Origin of the sequence: Oryzobacter terrae, assembly GCF_042756445.1 — a bacterium.
Taxonomy (GTDB): domain Bacteria; phylum Actinomycetota; class Actinomycetes; order Actinomycetales; family Dermatophilaceae; genus Oryzobacter; species Oryzobacter terrae.
Genome location: NZ_CP170578.1, coordinates 3,868,295 through 3,885,304 on the forward strand (window position 1 = coordinate 3,868,295; position 17,010 = coordinate 3,885,304).

12 protein-coding genes are annotated in these 17,010 nt (G+C 71.7%); 6 read left to right on the forward strand and 6 right to left on the reverse strand.

What is annotated here, in order from left to right; genetic code table 11:
- Positions 1-191 precede the first annotated feature (191 nt).
- Positions 192-2,318 carry a type IIA DNA topoisomerase subunit B gene (locus ACFWN3_RS18425; protein WP_377642146.1) on the forward strand — a complete coding sequence of 709 codons (2,127 nt, stop codon included), beginning with the start codon at positions 192-194 and terminating at the stop codon, positions 2,316-2,318.
- 108 nt (positions 2,319-2,426) lie between these two features.
- Entirely contained in the window at positions 2,427-3,875 is a 1,449-nt protein-coding gene (locus ACFWN3_RS18430; protein ID WP_377642148.1) for an APC family permease, read from the forward strand.
- Positions 3,876-3,884: 9 nt separating this feature from the next.
- Here the strand turns inward: ACFWN3_RS18430 and ACFWN3_RS18435 are convergent, their stop codons facing one another.
- From ACFWN3_RS18435 to ACFWN3_RS18460, 6 genes are all read right to left on the reverse strand, one after another.
- On the reverse strand, positions 3,885-4,880 hold the full coding sequence (locus ACFWN3_RS18435) for a LacI family DNA-binding transcriptional regulator (RefSeq protein WP_377642150.1): 996 nt from the start codon (positions 4,878-4,880) through the stop codon (positions 3,885-3,887).
- Positions 4,881-4,929: 49 nt separating this feature from the next.
- Positions 4,930-5,886 carry a carbohydrate ABC transporter permease gene (locus ACFWN3_RS18440; protein WP_377642152.1) on the reverse strand — a complete coding sequence of 319 codons (957 nt, stop codon included), beginning with the start codon at positions 5,884-5,886 and terminating at the stop codon, positions 4,930-4,932.
- Positions 5,887-5,889: 3 nt separating this feature from the next.
- Positions 5,890-6,909, reverse strand: a complete 1,020-nt coding sequence (locus ACFWN3_RS18445; protein WP_377642154.1) for a carbohydrate ABC transporter permease — start codon at positions 6,907-6,909, stop codon at positions 5,890-5,892.
- A gap of 105 nt (positions 6,910-7,014) precedes the next feature.
- A complete protein-coding gene (locus ACFWN3_RS18450; RefSeq protein WP_377642156.1) occupies positions 7,015-8,391 on the reverse strand; it encodes an ABC transporter substrate-binding protein in 1,377 nt (458 codons plus the stop codon).
- 185 nt (positions 8,392-8,576) lie between these two features.
- On the reverse strand, positions 8,577-11,018 hold the full coding sequence (locus ACFWN3_RS18455; protein ID WP_377642157.1) for a DNA topoisomerase (ATP-hydrolyzing) subunit A: 2,442 nt from the start codon (positions 11,016-11,018) through the stop codon (positions 8,577-8,579).
- Positions 11,019-11,084: 66 nt separating this feature from the next.
- Positions 11,085-11,714, reverse strand: coding sequence for a nitroreductase family protein (locus tag ACFWN3_RS18460; protein ID WP_377642159.1), 630 nt, complete (start codon positions 11,712-11,714; stop codon positions 11,085-11,087).
- A gap of 53 nt (positions 11,715-11,767) precedes the next feature.
- On the opposite strand from ACFWN3_RS18460, the gene ACFWN3_RS18465 reads away from it, so the two are divergent.
- The 4 genes from ACFWN3_RS18465 (at position 11,768) to ACFWN3_RS18480 (ending at position 16,978) form a co-directional block, all read left to right on the forward strand.
- The gene (locus ACFWN3_RS18465) at positions 11,768-14,434 is read left to right on the forward strand and encodes a GNAT family N-acetyltransferase (protein WP_377642161.1); all 2,667 of its coding nucleotides are present in this window, start codon (positions 11,768-11,770) and stop codon (positions 14,432-14,434) included.
- A 104-nt stretch (positions 14,435-14,538) separates the two neighbouring features.
- Entirely contained in the window at positions 14,539-15,129 is a 591-nt protein-coding gene (locus ACFWN3_RS18470; RefSeq protein WP_377642163.1) for a DUF5998 family protein, read from the forward strand.
- 2 nt (positions 15,130-15,131) lie between these two features.
- A complete protein-coding gene (locus tag ACFWN3_RS18475; RefSeq protein WP_377642165.1) occupies positions 15,132-16,289 on the forward strand; it encodes an alkaline phosphatase family protein in 1,158 nt (385 codons plus the stop codon).
- 11 nt (positions 16,290-16,300) lie between these two features.
- Positions 16,301-16,978, forward strand: a complete 678-nt coding sequence (locus ACFWN3_RS18480; RefSeq protein WP_377642166.1) for a thymidine kinase — start codon at positions 16,301-16,303, stop codon at positions 16,976-16,978.
- Positions 16,979-17,010: the final 32 nt, after the last annotated feature.

Genomic DNA, 17,010 nt, shown 5'->3' on the forward strand with positions numbered 1-17,010 from the left:
ACCCTGCAGGTGGTGTGGGGTGAGACACGCTCATGTCCGGATCGTGACCTTCCGGTGGACCCCCGCACCCCACCCGGTGGAGCCGGGTGGGCCGGACGGCCGATCGCGCTCCGGGCCCCCGCGGTGGGTGGCCCCCCGGCCGCCGGTGAGCCTGCGCGGGGCCGTCGGGGGCGGCGACTACCCTGCCTCACGTGCCTGCGACCGCTGCCAAGAAGACCGCGACGAGCAAGTCCGCGTCCGAGTACACCGCCCACCACCTCCAGGTCCTCGAGGGCCTCGAGGCCGTGCGCAAGCGTCCCGGCATGTACATCGGCTCCACCGACTCGCGCGGCCTCATGCACTGCCTCTGGGAGATCATCGACAACTCCGTCGACGAGGCCCTCGGTGGCCACTGCGACCGGGTCGAGGTCACCCTTCACCACGACGGGTCGGTCGAGGTCCGCGACAACGGGCGCGGTGTCCCCGTCGACATCGAGCCGCGCACCGGCCTCACCGGCGTCGAGCTCGTCTACACCCGCCTGCACGCCGGCGGGAAGTTCGGTGGCGGCTCCTACACCGCATCCGGCGGGCTCCACGGCGTCGGCGCCTCGGTCGTCAACGCGCTGTCCTCGCGCCTCGACGTCGAGGTCGACCGCGGGGGCAAGACCTACGCGATGAGCTTCCGCCGCGGCGAGCCCGGCACCTTCTCCGACGTCGCCGGCGCCAAGGGCACCAAGGACCCGGACCACGAGTTCACCCCGTACGTCGACAAGAGCGTCCTCGAGGTCATCGGCACGACGCGGCGCGGGGTCACGGGCACCCGGGTGCGGTACTGGTCCGACGCGCAGATCTTCCTCAAGGACGCCGGCTTCGACGTCGAGGGCCTGCTGTCCCGCGCGCGCCAGACCTCCTTCCTCGTCCCCGGCCTGACGATCGTCGTGCGCGACCAGCGCGGCGACGAGCCGGTCGAGGAGGTCTTCCTCCACGACGGCGGCATCTCCGAGTTCACCGAGTACCTCGCCCCCGACCCCGAGGTCACCGGCGTGTGGCGCCTCCAGGGCAGCGGCACCTTCACCGAGACCGTCCCGGTCCTCGACGCCAAGGGCCACATGACCCCCACCGAGGTCGAGCGCGAGTGCGGCGTCGACGTCGCCGTCCGGTGGGGCGCCGGGTACGAGACGCGGGTGTCCTCGTTCGTCAACATCATCGCCACGCCCAAGGGCGGCACCCACCTGGCCGGCTTCGAGCAGGCCCTGCTCAAGGTGTTCCGCCGCCAGCTCGAGCTCAACGCCCGCCGCCTCAAGGTCGGCTCCGACAAGGTCGAGAAGGACGACGTCCTCGCCGGGCTCACCGCCGTCGTCACCGTCCGTCTCTCCGAGCCGCAGTTCGAGGGCCAGACCAAGGAGGTCCTCGGCACCAACGCGGTGCGCGCCATCGTCGCCAAGGTCGTCGAGAAGGAGCTCACGGCGATCCTCACCTCCACCAAGCGCCCCGAGAAGCAGCACGCCGCGACCCTGCTCGAGAAGGTCACGGCCGAGATGAAGTCGCGGATCAGCGCGCGGCTGCACAAGGAGACCCAGCGCCGCAAGACGGCCCTCGAGTCCTCGTCGCTGCCGGCCAAGCTCGCCGACTGCCGCAGCTCCGACGTCGATCGCACCGAGCTGTTCATCGTCGAGGGCGACAGCGCCCTCGGCACCGCGAAGCTCGCCCGCAGCAGCGACCACCAGGCGCTGCTGCCGATCCGCGGCAAGATCCTCAACGTCCAGAAGGCCTCGGTCACCGACATGCTCGGCAACGCCGAGTGCGCCGCGATCATCCAGGTCATCGGCGCCGGGTCGGGTCGCACCTTCGACCTCGAGGCGGCCCGCTACGGCAAGGTCATCATCATGACCGACGCCGACGTCGACGGCGCCCACATCCGCACCCTGCTGCTCACCCTGTTCTTCCGCTACATGCGCCCGCTCGTCGAGGCCGGCCGGGTCTACGCCGCCGTGCCGCCGCTGCACCGCATCGAGGTCGTCAACGCGGGCTCGAAGGCCAACGAGGTCATCTACACCTACTCCGAGGCCGAGATGCGCCGGACCATGGCGTCGCTGACCAAGCGGGGCAAGAAGGTCAAGCCGATCCAGCGCTACAAGGGCCTCGGCGAGATGGACGCCGACCAGCTGGCCGAGACGACGATGGACCCCGCGCACCGGACCCTGCGCAAGGTCACCGCGGCCCACCTCGAGTCGGCCACCGCCGTCTTCGAGCTGCTCATGGGCGGCGACGTCGGCCCGCGCAAGGACTTCATCATCGACTCCGCCCACGCCCTCGACCGCGAGCGCATCGACGCCTGACCTGCGGCGCCACGCCGCGCGCTGTGGTTGCCGACACGCCCGTCCTCGGCCACAGTGAGGCGACGACGCAGTCCAGGCGGGCGCCACGGCGCCACGGAGGAGGGCACGATGAGCACGACGGTCGACCAGGGGAACGAGCCCGTCGCGGGTGAGGAGGAGACCCAGCTCAAGCGGGTCATGGGACCCAAGCTCCTCCTGCTCTTCATCGTCGGGGACATCCTCGGCACGGGGGTCTACGCGCTGACCGGCGAGGTCGCCTCGGAGGTCGGCGGGGCGGCGTGGGCGCCGTTCCTCGTCGCGTTCGGCATCGCGATGATCACGGCCTTCAGCTACCTCGAGCTCGTGACGAAGTACCCGCGGGCGGCGGGCGCGGCGCTGTACACGCACAAGGCGTTCGGCATCCACTTCGTGACGTTCATCGTGTGCTTCACGGTGATGTGCTCGGGCATCACGAGCGCGTCGACGGCCTCGCGGGCCTTCGCCTCGAACTTCGCCAAGGGTTTCGGCCTCGACAGCGACAACAGCAACCTCATCCTCCTCATCGCCCTGGCCTTCATGGCCCTCGTCGCGGCGGTGAACTTCCGCGGTGTCGGCGAGTCGGTGAAGGCGAACATCGTCCTCACCTGCGTCGAGCTCTCGGGGCTGCTGCTCGTCATCATGGTCGGGTTCTACGCGCTCTTCGCCGACAAGACCGACTTCAGCCGGACCATGGTCTTCCAGAGCCCGGGCGACAAGAACGCCTTCCTCGCCGTCACCGCCGCGACCTCGCTGGCCTTCTTCGCGATGGTCGGCTTCGAGGACTCGGTCAACATGGCCGAGGAGACCAAGGACCCGGTCCGCAACTTCCCGAAGATGATGCTCACCGGCCTCGGGATCACGGGCACGATCTACGTCCTCGTCGCGCTGTTCGCCGTCGCGATCGTCCCGGTGGGCGAGCTGGCGAGCAACGACACCCCACTCGTCACCGTCGTCGAGACCGCGGCGCCCGGTGTCCCCATCGACAAGCTGCTGCCGTTCATCTCGATGTTCGCCGTCGCCAACTCGGCGCTGATCAACATGCTCATGGCCAGCCGGCTCCTCTACGGGATGGCCCACCAGGAGGTCCTGCCCCCGTTCCTCGGCAAGGTCCACCCGCGCCGGCAGACGCCGTGGGCGGCCATCCTGTTCACCACGGCGATCGCGGTCGGGCTCATCACCATCGTGACGAAGAACGCCGAGGGAGAGGTCATCGGGGCGCTCGGAGGCACGACCGCGCTGCTCCTGCTCGGGGTGTTCACCATCGTCAACATCTGCGTCCTCGTCCTGCGCAAGGACCGGATCGACCGCGAGCACTTCGTCGCGCCGACCGTGCTGCCGCTCCTCGGTGCGGCCCTGTGCGCGTTCTTCGTCGGTCCGTGGACCGGTCGCGACCCGCTGCAGTACACGATCGCGGGCTGGCTGCTCGCCGGCGGCGTCGTCCTCTGGGCGATCACCTGGTTCGCCAACCGCAGCCTGCGCGCGAAGAAGACCTACCTGCGCGACGTCGACGAGCTGAGCGGCGACGGCCCCGTCAACTGACGGAGGGCGTCAGGCCGTGACGGGGACCGGACCGGTGGAGTCGCGCACGACGAGCTCGGTCGGCATGACGACCTCGTCGATGCTCTTCTCCCCGTCGAGGAGGGTGGCCAGGAGCATCTCGGCGGCACGGTGGCCCTGGCCGGCGACGTCCTGGCGCACGGTCGTGAGCCCGAGCACGCCGGACAGCACGTAGTCGTCGACACCGATGACCGACAGGTCCTCAGGGACGCCCAACCCGAGGCGACGGGCGCTCTCGCGCACCCCGATCGCCATCTCGTCGGACGCCGCGACGATCGCCGTGGGCCGGTTCGACCCGGAGAGCAGGGCGATGCTGTCGCGGGCCGCGGCCTCGGCGGTCCAGTCCGAGCCCAGGACCCACGCGTCCTCGCACACGAGCCCGCGCTCACGGACGGCCTCGCGGAAGGCCTCGAGCCGGTCCTGCGGGGTCTGGATGTGGGCGGCGTTCTGCGGGACCGCGCCGATGTAGCCGATGCGCGTGTGCCCGAGGCCGGCGAGGTGCTCGACGGCGATGCGCATGGTGGCGCGGTCGTCGATGCGCACGCAGGCCCGGCCGGGGACGGGGGAGCCGATCGCCACGAGCGGCAGCCCGAGCCGGTCGACGAGCTCGACCTCCTCGGGCGACATCGGCACGTTGAGGGTGATGACGCCGTCGACCCGCTTCCACAGCATGTTCTGCGAGAGGGGGAGGCGCTGGTCGTACGTGTCGTCCTCGAGGTCGAAGAGGATGACGTGGTGCTCCTTGGCCCGCAGCGACTTCTCGATCGCGCTCACGAGCGTGGCGAAGAACCAGCGGGTGAGGAACGGCGCGACGACCGCGACGACGCGGGTGCGCCCGGAGGCCAGGGAGGTCGCCGTGGGGGAGGCGACGTAGTCGAGGTCCTGCGCGACGCGCAGGACCCGTTCACGGGTCTCGGGGGAGACCCGGTCGAGTCCCCGAAGGGCGCGGGAGACCGTGGCGACCGACACCCCGGCCACCCGCGCCACATCGGTGATGGTGCTGATGAGCTTCGCTCCTTCGCAGCGTCCGCCGGCGTCAGCCCTTGAGCCCGCCCGCGAGCAGGCCGCGGACGAAGAACCGCTGGAGCGCGAGGAAGACCGCGACGGGGACGATCATCGAGATGAACGCACCGGCCGACAGCAGGTACCACGCACTTCCTCGGGAGCCGGAGAGCTCGGCGACGCGCACCGTGATGGGCGCGACGTCGGGCGTTCCACCGAGGAACACGAGGGAGACGAGCAGGTCGTTCCACACCCACAGGAACTGGAAGATCCCGAACGCGGCCAGGGCCGGGGTGAGGAGGGGCAGGAGGATTTTGAAGAAGATCGTCACGTGCCCCGCACCGTCGACGCGGGCCGCCTCCATGAGCTCGCCCGGGAGCTCGCGCATGAAGTTGTGGATGAGGAAGGTCGCCAGTGGTAGCGCGAAGATGGTGTGCGACAACCAGACCGACCAGTACGACGCCCCGAAGCCCAGCTTGTTGACGTAGATGTCGAGCAGCGGGATGAGGGCGACCTGGAGCGGCACGATCTGGAGGGCGAACACCGCGACGAACAGCGCGTCGCGACCCGGGAAGGGCATCCACGCGAAGGCGTACGCGGCGAGCGAGGCCAGGAAGATCGGCAGGAGCACCGCGGGGACGGTGATGACGATCGTGTTGATGAAGTACTGGCCGAGTCCCGCCGAGCTGCCGGGCGCGAGCGCCTGGCGGTAGTTGTCGAGGGTGAAGGCGCCCGGATCGCGCCAGGCGGTCCACCACCCCGTCGTGTTGATGTCGCGCTGGCCACGGAAGGAGGTGACGAGCAGACCGAGGGTCGGCGTCGTCCACAGCACCGCGATGATGATCGCGACGACCGAGGCCCACGGCGAGGTGACGGCGCGTGACGCGTCGCCCGCCTTGCCCTTGCGGCGGCGCTTGCCGCCACCCGCGACGTCGGTGGTGGCGTCCTCGGCGACGGACTCCGGCGTCGCTGCCGGCTGGAGGGTGCTCACGGCTCAGGCCTCCTTGCGCATCTGGATGATGTTGTAGACGACGATCGGGATGACGAGGATGAACAGCAGCACCGCGAGCGCGGCACCCAGACCGGGTGCGTTGTAGCGGAAGCTCTGGTTGTAGAACTCGTTGGCCACGACCGAGGTGTCGAACTGGCCCGCGGTCATCGTGCGGACGATGTCGAAGACCTTGAGCGTGCCGATGCCGATCGTCGTGAGGACGACGACGAGTGCTGCCCGGATGCTCGGCAGGGTGATGAAGCGGAACATCTTCACGCCCTGGACGCCGTCGAGGCGCGCGGCCTCGATGATCTCGTCGGGGATCGCCTTGATGGCGGCGGAGAGCACCGTCATCGCGAAGCCCGCCTGGATCCACACCATGACGACGATGAGCATCAGGGTGTTGAGCGGGGCGTCGAGGAGGAACTGCTGGGTGTCCAGGCCCAGGGCCTTGAGGATCCCGTTGAGCAGGCCGATCTGCGGCCGCGAGCTCTGCTTGTACTGGTAGACGAACTTCCAGATGATGCCGGCGCCGACCATGGAGATCGCCATCGGGAGGAAGATCAGGGCCTTGGCGAAGGCCTCGCCCTTGGCGCGGTCGATGAGGATCGCGTAGAGCAGGCCGATGGCCGTCGCGAGGAACGGCACGAGGATGACCCAGAGGGCCGTGTTGCGCAGCACGAGCAGCAGCTCGGGCTGGGTGAACATCGCCGAGTAGTTCTCGAGGGAGAAGCCGCCCTCACCCGTCTTGCCGCGCAGCGACTGGATGATGGTGAGGATCGCGGGGTACATCAGGCCGACCGCGAGGAGCAGGACGGCCGGGCCGACGAAGATCGCGCCCTGGGCCTGCTCGCCACGACGCCCCTTGAACAGCGAGGCGAGGAAGAGCACGAGACCGAAGACGGCCGCGAAGAACGCGACCGCGAAGAACATGAGGAAGAACTTGCCGCCGACGCTTTCAGCGCGCAGGAAGGGCTCGGGGATGACCCCGGTCCCGACCGCACCGAGGACGTTGGTCGTCATTGACGCCACCTCCGGGTCGAGTCACGAAGAAGGAGAGCCGGGGTGGGGGCGAAGGCTGTTCGCCCCCACCCCGGCTCGGGTGGACCGTGGTGCTTCAGACCAGGGTCACTTCGGCCACGACTGCTCGATGAAGTCGAGCGTGGCCTTGTCGTCCTGACCGGTGATCCAGTTGGTCATGCCCTTCCAGAACGTGCCCGAACCGACGGCGCCCGGCATGAGGTCCGAGGCGTCGAAGCGGAAGGTCGCGCTCTTGTCGGTCAGCTGCTCCGCGGAGAGCTTGTCGACCGGGTTCTTCAGGAGGCTGGCGTCGGCGTTCTTGTTCGCCGTCACGCAACCGCCACCACCACAGGTCTTCGCGCGCTCGTTGGCCCACTCGGTCGAGGCCAGGTAGGTCTGGAAGGCCTTGACCTCGGGACGGTCGGCGAAGGCGGCGACGAACTCGCCACCACCGAGGACCGGCTTGGTGGACGCGTCCTTGGCCGGGAGGTAGAAGGCCCAGACGTCGCCGTCCTCGGCGACCTTGGTGCCCTCGGGCCAGTTGGCCGCGTAGAACGACGCCTGGCGGTGCATGTAGCACGAGCCGTCGAGGATCGGCTGGCCGCCGTCCTGGAACGAGGTCGAGGCGATCGTCTTGACGTCGCCGTACCCGCCGTTGACGTACTTGGGGTTCTTGAGGATCTTGCCGACCTCCGCGAGAGCGGTGGCGACGGCCGGGTCGTTGAAGGGGATCTCGTGCTTGACCCACTTGTCGTACGTCTCGGCGCCCGCGGTGCGGAGCATGACGTCCTCGACCCAGTCGGTGGCGGTCCACCCGGTGGCGTCACCGGACTCGATGCCGGCGCACCAGGGCTTGACGTCGTCACCGGGGTTGTCGGTGGCGATCTTCTCGGAGAGGGTCAGCAGCTCGTCCCACGTCTTCGGGATCTGGTAGCCCTTGTCGGCGAAGGCCGAGGGGGAGTACCAGACGAACGACTTGACGTTCGCGCCGAGCGCGGCGCCGTAGAACTTGCCGTCGACGGTGCCGTACTCCTTGAAGTCGGGCATGTTCGCGTCGACGTTGGCGACGACCTCGGGCGGGGCCTCCTTCACCTGACCGGTCGCGACCATGGTCTGGAGCAGACCCGGCTGCGGCAGGTACGCGATGTCGGGGGCGTTGCCGCCCTTGACGCGCACGGGGAGCTGCGCCTCGAACTCCTTGGAGCCTTCGTACTTGATGGTGACGCCGGTGCAGGACTCGAACGGCTTGTACGAGGCCTGGTGGGGGGCGTCCTCCGGCGCGGTGATCGAGGTGTAGACCGTGACGGTCTTGCCCTTGAGGTCACCGAACTTGGTGTAGGGGGCGCAGTCGATCGTGCTGGCGGAACCGCCGTCACCGGTGTCACCGGGGTCGTCCGATCCGCCACCGCCACAGGCGGTCGCGGTGAGTGCCACCGCGACGATGCCGGACAGCGCTGCATAGCGCCGCTTTGAGCTGAGGGCCATAGCCCGCCTCCATTTCACTGGTCGCACCGAGACGGGTAGGGCCTCGGCGATGAGGGGAACCGCGACCAAACGTAAAAGCGTTTACGCATCCGCGCAACGGTCGCCGTGCCGCACGGCGGTAACGATTCCGTAACACGGGAACTGGCGCGACGGCACGCCTCGGGCGGACGGTCCCGCCGAGGGCGTCAGCGGACGGGGGCGCCGACGCCGGCGACGACGGCCGGGAAGGTCGTGCCGGACCCGTCGCGCCGGCCCAGGGCCTCGGGCAGCTCGAGGGGCACGCCGTTCGCGCCGGAAGCCCGGGCCGGCTGCGCCCCGACCCACGCGACGACGAGGGCGTCCTCACCGCGCAGGAACCGGTGGGCCCGAACGCCGCCCGTCCCGCGGCCCTTGGCCGGGTACTCGCCGAAGGGGGTGACCTTCATCGAGCCCGGCTGGGTGCCGGGCAGGGCGTCGGAGGACCCGGCCGACGTGACGACGACGTTGTCGGCGGCGGGGTCGACGGCGCCGAAGAAGGTGACGGTGGCGCCGGGGGAGAGGCGCACCCCGGCCATGCCGCCGGCCGCCCGGCCCTGCGGGCGCACGGCGGACGCGGGGAAGCGCAGCAGCTGGGCGTCGGAGGTGACGAAGACGAGGTCCTCGGCCCCGTCGCGCAGGGCGACGGCGCCGACGACGCGGTCGCCGTCCTTGAGCGAGACGACCTCCCAGTCGCCGCGCGCGGGGTGGTCGGGGGTGACCCGCTTGACGACGCCCTGGGCCGTGCCGAGCGCGATGCCCGGGCCCTCGGCGTCGAGGGGGACGATGGTCAGCGGCTCCTCGCCGGCCGGGAGGTCGACGAAGACGGCGACTGGCGCGCCGCCCGACAGGCTCGGTGCCCCGCCGAGCGGGGGCAGGGTCGGCAGCTCGAGGGCCGACATCCGCACCATCCGGCCGGCGGAGGTGACGAGGCCGAACTCGCCCCTGGCCGTGGTGCGCACGGCGCCGACGATCGCGTCGTGCTTCGCCCGGCCGCCCTCGGCGGGCACGGGCTCGGCGTCGGACGTCCGGGCGAGCAGGCCGGTGGAGGAGAGCAGGACCCAGCAGGGGTCGTCGGTGACCTCGAGCGGGGTGGCCGACGTCGCGGGCGTCCCGGCCGACTCGAGGAGGACGGTGCGCCGCGGGGTGCCGTGGGCCTTGGCGACGTCGGCGAGCTCGTCGGAGACGAGCTTCCGCAGGACCTTCTCGTCGGCGAGGATCGCCTCGAGGGCCTCGATCTGGCGCTGGAGCTCGTCGCGCTCGGTCTCGAGCTCGATCCGCGAGAACCGGGTGAGGCGACGCAGCTGGAGCTCGAGGATGTACTCGGCCTGGAGGTCGGAGAGGTCGAACACCGAGATGAGCCGGGCCTTGGCGGCCGCGGTGTCGTCGGAGCCGCGGATCAGCTGGATGACCTCGTCGATGTCGAGGATGGCGACGATGAGGCCCTCGACGAGGTGGAGGCGGTCACGGCGCCGGCCGAGGCGGAACGCCGTGCGGCGGCGCACGACGTCGATGCGGAAGTCGACGTAGGTGCGCAGCAGCTCCTTGAGGCCCAGGGTGCGCGGCTGCCCGTCGACGAGCGCGACGGCGTTGATGCCGAAGGAGTCCTCCATCGGGGTCAGCTTGTAGAGCTGCTCGAGGACGGCGTCGGGGTTGAAGCCGTTCTTGACCTCGAAGACCAGGCGCATCCCGTTCTTGCGGTCGGTGAGGTCCTTGACGTCGCTGACGCCCTGGAGCTTCTTGGACTGCACGAGGGTCTTGACCCGCTCGATGACCTTCTCGACCCCGACGAGGTAGGGCAGCTCGGTGACGGTGATGCCCATCCGGCGCGGGGTGAGCTTCTCGACCCGGGCGGTCGCCCGGGTGCGGAAGGGGCCGCGGCCGGTGAGGTAGGCGTCGCGGATGCCCTCGAGCCCGATGATCCGGCCGCCGCCGGGCAGGTCCGGGCCGGGGACGAACTTCATCAGGTCGTCGAGGGAGCAGTCGGGGTGGGTGATGAGGTGGCGGGCGGCGCCGATGACCTCGACGAGGTTGTGCGGGGCCATGTTCGTGGCCATGCCGACGGCGATGCCGCTGGCCCCGTTGACGAGCAGGTTGGGGCAGGCCGCGGGCATGACGCCGGGCTGGGTCAGCGAGTCGTCGTAGTTGGGGACGTAGTCGACGGTGTCCTCGTCGAGCCCGGCGACCATGAGCAGGGCGGCGGGCGCCATCCGCGCCTCGGTGTAGCGCGAGGCGGCGGGGCCGTCGTCGAGGGAGCCGAAGTTGCCGTGGCCGTCGACGAGCGGCAGGCGCATCGTGAACGGCTGGGCCATGCGGACCAGGGCGTCGTAGATCGCCGTGTCGCCGTGCGGGTGGTACTTGCCCATGACCTCGCCGACGACCCGGCTGGACTTCACGTGCGGCCGGTCGGGGCGCAGCCCCAGCTCGCTCATCCCGAACAGGATCCGGCGCTGCACGGGCTTGAGGCCGTCGCGGGCGTCGGGCAGGGCGCGCGAGTAGATGACGCTGTAGGAGTACTCGAGGAACGCCGAGCGCATCTCGTCCTCGACGTCGATGTCGACGATGTGCTCGACGATGTCCTCGGGGGGAGGGGTGTCGCTGCGCCTGGCCATGAGGTGGGGCTTCGCTCCGGGTCGGTCAGGGTCGTGGCGGCGCCACGACGGGGGTCGGCCCCATCCTCACAAACGCCGCTCCGGCGGCCGAGCCGACACTCCGAACCGGCCGACGTGGAGGACGTCCTCGAGCGGCCGCCGGGCCCGGGTCCGGGGGGACCCGCCGACCCGCTCGGCCTCGTGGCCCAGCGCGACGACCCCGACGACCCGGCGGTCGGTGGGGATGCCGAGCGCCGCGTGCACCGCGTCGTGGCGCTCACCCGGCACCCCGAAGAACAGCGCGCCGAGCCCGGCGTCCTCGGCCCCGAGGAGCAGGACCATCGCGGCCATCGCCGTGTCGGTGTCCCAATACGGCACGGGCCACCGGTCGGGGGAGCGGTCGGTCCAGCCCTTGTCGGGCAGCGCGTAGCGGTCGAGGTAGGCCTCCGGGTGCGACAGGCACAGGACGAGGGCGGGCGCCTCCGAGACGCCGCGACGCCACGAGTCGGAGGGGCGTCCGTCGTCGGTGGCGCCCCAGAAGGCGGCCCGGTCGGCGGGGTCGAGGAGGACGAGGAAGTCCCAGCCCTGGCTGAACCCGGCGCTCGGGGCCCGCACGGCGAGGCCGACGAGGTCGCGGACGACCGCCTCGGCCACCGGTCGGTCGGGGTCGAAGCGGCGCACCATGCGCCGTCGTCGGACGGCGTCACGCAGCTCCACGGGGCCAGTCTGCCCGTCGGACGGCGCGGTGGGGCGGGTGGCACGATGGGGCCATGAGCGACGAGGAGCTCCCTCCGGGCTACCGCGCCGACTGGGAGGCCGACGTCGTCCTCCGGGACGGCACCGTCGCGAGCGTGCGACCGATCCGGCCCTCCGACACCGCCGGGGTCCACCGCTTCCACGCCGCCCAGTCCGACGAGTCGATCTACCTGCGGTTCTTCGCGCCGCTGCGCCGGCTCAGCGACTCCGACGTCCACCGCTTCACCCACGTCGACTACGTCGACCGCGTCGCCCTCGTCGTGACGCTGCGCGAGGAGATCGTCGGGATCGGCCGCTACGACCGGATCGACGCCCGCAGCGCCGAGGTCGCCTTCAACATCAGCGACCACTACCAGGGCAAGGGGATCGGCTCGGTCCTCCTCGAGCACCTCGCCGCCATCGCCCGCGACCTCGGGATCAGCCGCTTCACGGCGGAGGTGCTGCCGCAGAACCGCAAGATGCTCGCGGTCTTCGCCGACGCGGGGTACGAGGTCGCCCGCCACGTCGAGGACGGCGTCGTCGAGGTCTGGTTCGACATCGAGCCCACCGACCGGTCGCGGGCCGTCGAGATGTCGCGCGAGCACCGCGCCGAGGCCCAGAGCCTGCGGGCCCTGCTCAACCCGTCGGTCGTCGCGGTCGTGGGGGCGAGCCGGCGCAAGGACGCGATGGGGACCCACGTCCTCGAGCGCATCGTCTCGTCGGGCTTCACCGGGAAGGTCCACCCGGTCAACCCCAACGTGCGGACACTGCGCCGGCGCCGGGCCTACCCGTCGGTGGGTGCCATCCCCGAGCCGGTCGACCTCGCCGTCATCGCCGTCCCGGCCCACGCCGTCCTCGAGGTCGTCGACGAGTGCGCCGAGGCCGGCGTCAAGGCGCTGCTCGTCGTCTCGTCGGGCTTCGCCGAGGAGGGGCGCGACGGCGCGCGGCTCCAGGCCGAGCTCGTCCGCCGGGCCCGTGGGGCGGGGATGCGGGTCGTCGGGCCGAACTCCTTCGGGATCATCAACACCGACGCCGCGGTCAACCTCAACGCCTCCCTCGCGCCGGTGGTGCCGCCCCGCGGCCGGTTCGGGCTCTTCGCCCAGTCCGGCGCCCTCGGCATCGCGGTCCTCGCGTCGGCGGCGCGGCGCAACCTGGGCATCTCGTCGTTCGGCTCCGCGGGGAACCGGGTCGACGTGTCGGGCAACGACTTCATGCAGTACTGGATCGACGACGACTCCACCGACGCGGTCGGCCTCTACCTCGAGTCGATGGGCAACCCGCGCAAGTTCTCGCGGATCGCCCGGAACCTGGCCCTCATCAAGCCGGTCATCGTCGTGAAGTCCGGCGTCAGCCGGTTCGGCGTCCCGCCGGGCCACCGCGTGCGGGCCACCAAGGCGCGGCCCGAGGTGTTCTCGGCGATGCTCAAGCAGGCCGGCGTCATCCGGGTCGAGAACGTCCACCAGCTCTTCGACGTCGCCCAGCTCGTCACCCACCAGCCCCTCCCGACGGGCGACCGGGTGGCCGTCGTCGCCAACTCCGCGGCCCTGGGCACCCTCGCGGCCGACGCCTGCACCGGGTGGGGCCTCACCGTCACGCACGGACCCGCCGACCTGCGCAGCGAGTCGACCGCGGCGGAGTTCCGCACCGCCCTGCGCGCCGCGTTCGACGACCCCCGGGTCGACTCGGTCCTCGCCTGCTTCATCCCCCCGCTCGTCACCGGCGACGAGGACGTCGCGGCCGCCGTGCGCGAGGCGGCCGAGGACGCCACCAAGCCGGTCGCGGCCGTCTTCCTCGGGATGCGGGGGGTCGACGACGGCCACTCGAGCGTCACGGGCACCGGGGGGTCGGCCCGGGCCATCCCCGTCTACTCGATGCCCGAGGACGCCGTGCGCGCCCTCGCCGCCGCCACCCGGTACGGCCAGTGGCGGGCCAAGGACCGCGGCACGCCGCTCGCCCCGCCCGGGATCAACCGCCGCATCGCCGAGGACGTCGTCGAGACGGTGCTGTCGGTCGAGCCCAAGGGGCGGCGGCTCTCCGAGGACGAGGCGCGGGCCCTGCTCACCGCCTACGGGATCGACGTGTGGACCAAGCGCGAGGCACGCTCGCCCGACGAGGCGGTCGCGGCGGCCGAGGAGGTCGGCTACCCCGTCGTCCTCAAGTCGACGGCGCCGATGCTGCGCCACCAGGGCGGGGTCGGCGGGCTGCGGATCGACCTGCGCGACGAGGCCGCCCTGCGCGCGGGGTGGGACTCGCTCACCGACCGGCTCGCCCCGCTCGACGCCGACCGGCTCGTCGTCCAGCGGATGGCGACCCCCGGCGTCCCCGTCGTCGTCACCTCCGACGAGGACCCGCTCTTCGGGCCGGTCATCGGGTTCTCGGTGGCGGGCCTGCCGACCGAGCTCCTCGGCGACATCGCCTACCGCATCCCGCCCCTCACCGACGTCACGGTGTCCGAGCTCATCTCGTCGGTGAAGGCGTCGCCGGTGCTCCACGGGCACCGCGGGTCGGCGCCGATCCACCGCGCCGCGCTCGCCGACCTCATCGCCCGGGTCTCGGTGCTCGCCGACGACCTGCCGGAGGTCGCCTCCCTCGTGCTCAACCCGGTCAACGCCCACCCGGGCGGGGTCGAGGTCCTCGGGGCCGAGATCGTCCTGGCGCCGGCTCCCCGCCGCACCGACCCGGGGCGCCGCTCCCTCACCTGAGCGCTTCCCTTCTCCCGCCCTCCGTGCCGTGGCGAGCGCCGAGGGCGGGTGGTGGGTGGGGACGGCGCGCCATGAGGGCCGCGCGGGCGGGGCAGAATGGGGGGATGAGCAGTCCCTCCGACGCCCCCACCCTGCCGGTCGAGCTGACCGACGCCATCGTCCGTGCCGGCTACTACCCGGCGCTCGTCGCCGACGTCGTCGCCGCCGCGCTCGTGGGGGAGCCGATCGCCAACCACCTGGTCCACCTCGAGACGACCTTCGACCGCGACGTCGTGCGCCGCCACATCACCGTGCTCGTCCTCACGCCCTCGCGCCTGCTCATCGCGCACGCCGACGACCACGCCGACGAGCCCCCGGCCCCGCAGGACGTCGCCACCGCGACGACCGAGTCGATCCCGCTGTCGGCGGTGCGGGGCGTCATGCTCACCCACGTCGTCGAGAGCCCGTCGACCTACGTGCCGGGCAGCCTGGGCCGCGAGGTCACGCTGACCCTCGGCTGGGGCACCGTGGCCCGGCTCGACCTCGTCCCGGCCTCGTGTGCCGACCCCGACTGCGACGCCGACCACGGCTACGAGGGCACGATCACCGGCGACGACATCGCCCTGCGGATCTCCGCCGCGGCCGACGGCGAGGACGCCCTCGTGCGGGCGCTGTCGTTCGCCCGCGAGCTCTCGGCCGCCATCGGCCAGGGCTGAGGGTGACCGCCGCCGAGGCCGGTCTCCCGCTCGACGCCGACGGACCCGGGCTCGCCGACGTCCTGCCCGCGGTCGCGGTGTCGCTGGGCGTCCCCACGCCCGGTGACCGCCCGACCCCGCGCCTCGAGCTCGCCCCCTCGCGACGCTCGGTCACGGTCCTCGTCGACGGGCTCGGCCACGACCTCCTCGTCCGCCGCGCCGGGCACGCCCCGTTCCTGCGCTCGCTGCTGCCCACGACCCGCCGGGTCCCGGCGGGCTTCCCGTCGACGACGGCGACCTCGATGGGCACGTTCGGCACCGGGCTCGCGGCGGGGGCGCACGGCCTCGTCGGCTACGAGGTGCTCGTGCCGGGGGAGGACCGCCTCCTCAACGAGCTGTCGTGGGAGGACGGCCCCGACCCGCTGCGCTGGCAGCCACACGAGACCGTCTTCGAGCGGGTCCACCGGTCCGGGGTGCCCGTGACGAGGGTCGGCCCGGCGTACTTCGACGGCTCGGGCCTGACCAACGCCGCGCTGCGCGGGGGCCGGTTCGCCGCCGCCGACACGCTGGCCGCCCGGGTCGACGCCACGCTCGCCGCGGTGCGCGCCACGCCCCGCGCCCTCGTCCACCTCTACTGGGGCGAGCTCGACAAGGTCGGCCACGTCTTCGGGTGCGACGCGTGGCAGTGGGGTGACGAGCTCGAGGCGGTCGACCGCGAGCTGGCCCGGCTCGCGGCCTCCCTGCCCCGCGACTGCTCGCTCACGGTGACGGCCGACCACGGGATGGTCGACGTCCCCCTCCACCAGCGCGTCGACGTCGCCGACGACCCGCGACTGGCGGCGGGGGCGCGGCACGTGTCGGCCGAGTTCCGCGCGCCGCAGGTGTGGACCGAGCCCGGCGCGGCCGACGACGTCCGAGCGGCGTGGAGCGAGGTGCTGGGGGAGCGTGCCCAGGTCCTGGGTCGTGAGGAGGCCGTGGCGGCAGGGTGGTTCGGCGTGGTCGACCCCACGAACCTGCCGCGGATCGGGGACCTCGTCGTCGTGACCCACGGGCCGTTCGCCGTCGTCGACTCGCGCCGTGCGCGCCCCGAGCTGCTCGCCCTCATCGGCCTCCACGGCTCGCTCAGCGCGGACGAGGTGGCGGTGCCGGTCGCGCACGTCCCGGCCGCCGACGTCGCCTAGGCTCTCCCCTCGTGGCGGACCTGATCTTCTTCTCGGGCACGATGGACTGCGGCAAGTCGACCCTCGCGCTCCAGATGGACCACAACAACAGCACGCGTGGTCGTCAGGGGCTGATCTTCACCAAGCTCGACCGGATGGGCGACTCGGTGCTGTCCTCGCGGCTCGGGCTCTCGACACCGGCGATCGAGGTCCACGACGACCTCGACTTCTGGGACGAGATCGTCGAGCGCCTCACCTCCGGCGCGCGGATCGACTACCTCATCTGCGACGAGGCCCAGTTCTACACGCCGCTGCAGGTCGAGCAGCTGGCCCGGGTCGTCGACGAGATGGGCATCGACGTCACGGCGTTCGGCATCACCGCGGACTTCCGCACCGAGCTCTTCCCCGGCTCGCGCCGTCTCATCGAGCTCGCCGACCGGGTCCAGCTCCTCCAGGTCGAGGCGCTGTGCTGGTGCGGGCGCAAGGCCACCCACAACGCGCGCATCGTCGACGGCGTCATGGTCGTCGAGGGCGAGCAGGTCGTCGTCGGCGACACCGCCGCCGCGAGCGCGGGGCTCGTCGAGTACGAGGTGCTCTGCCGCCGCCACTACATGCGGCGGATGAACAGCCACGCGGCCCGGGCCGCGGCGGTCTCGCCCGACGTGCTGCCCTTCGACCTCGACGTCTGCCCCGTCCCGCCGCCCGCCTGACGCCGCCCCGGCACGGCGCAAGTTCGGGGTCA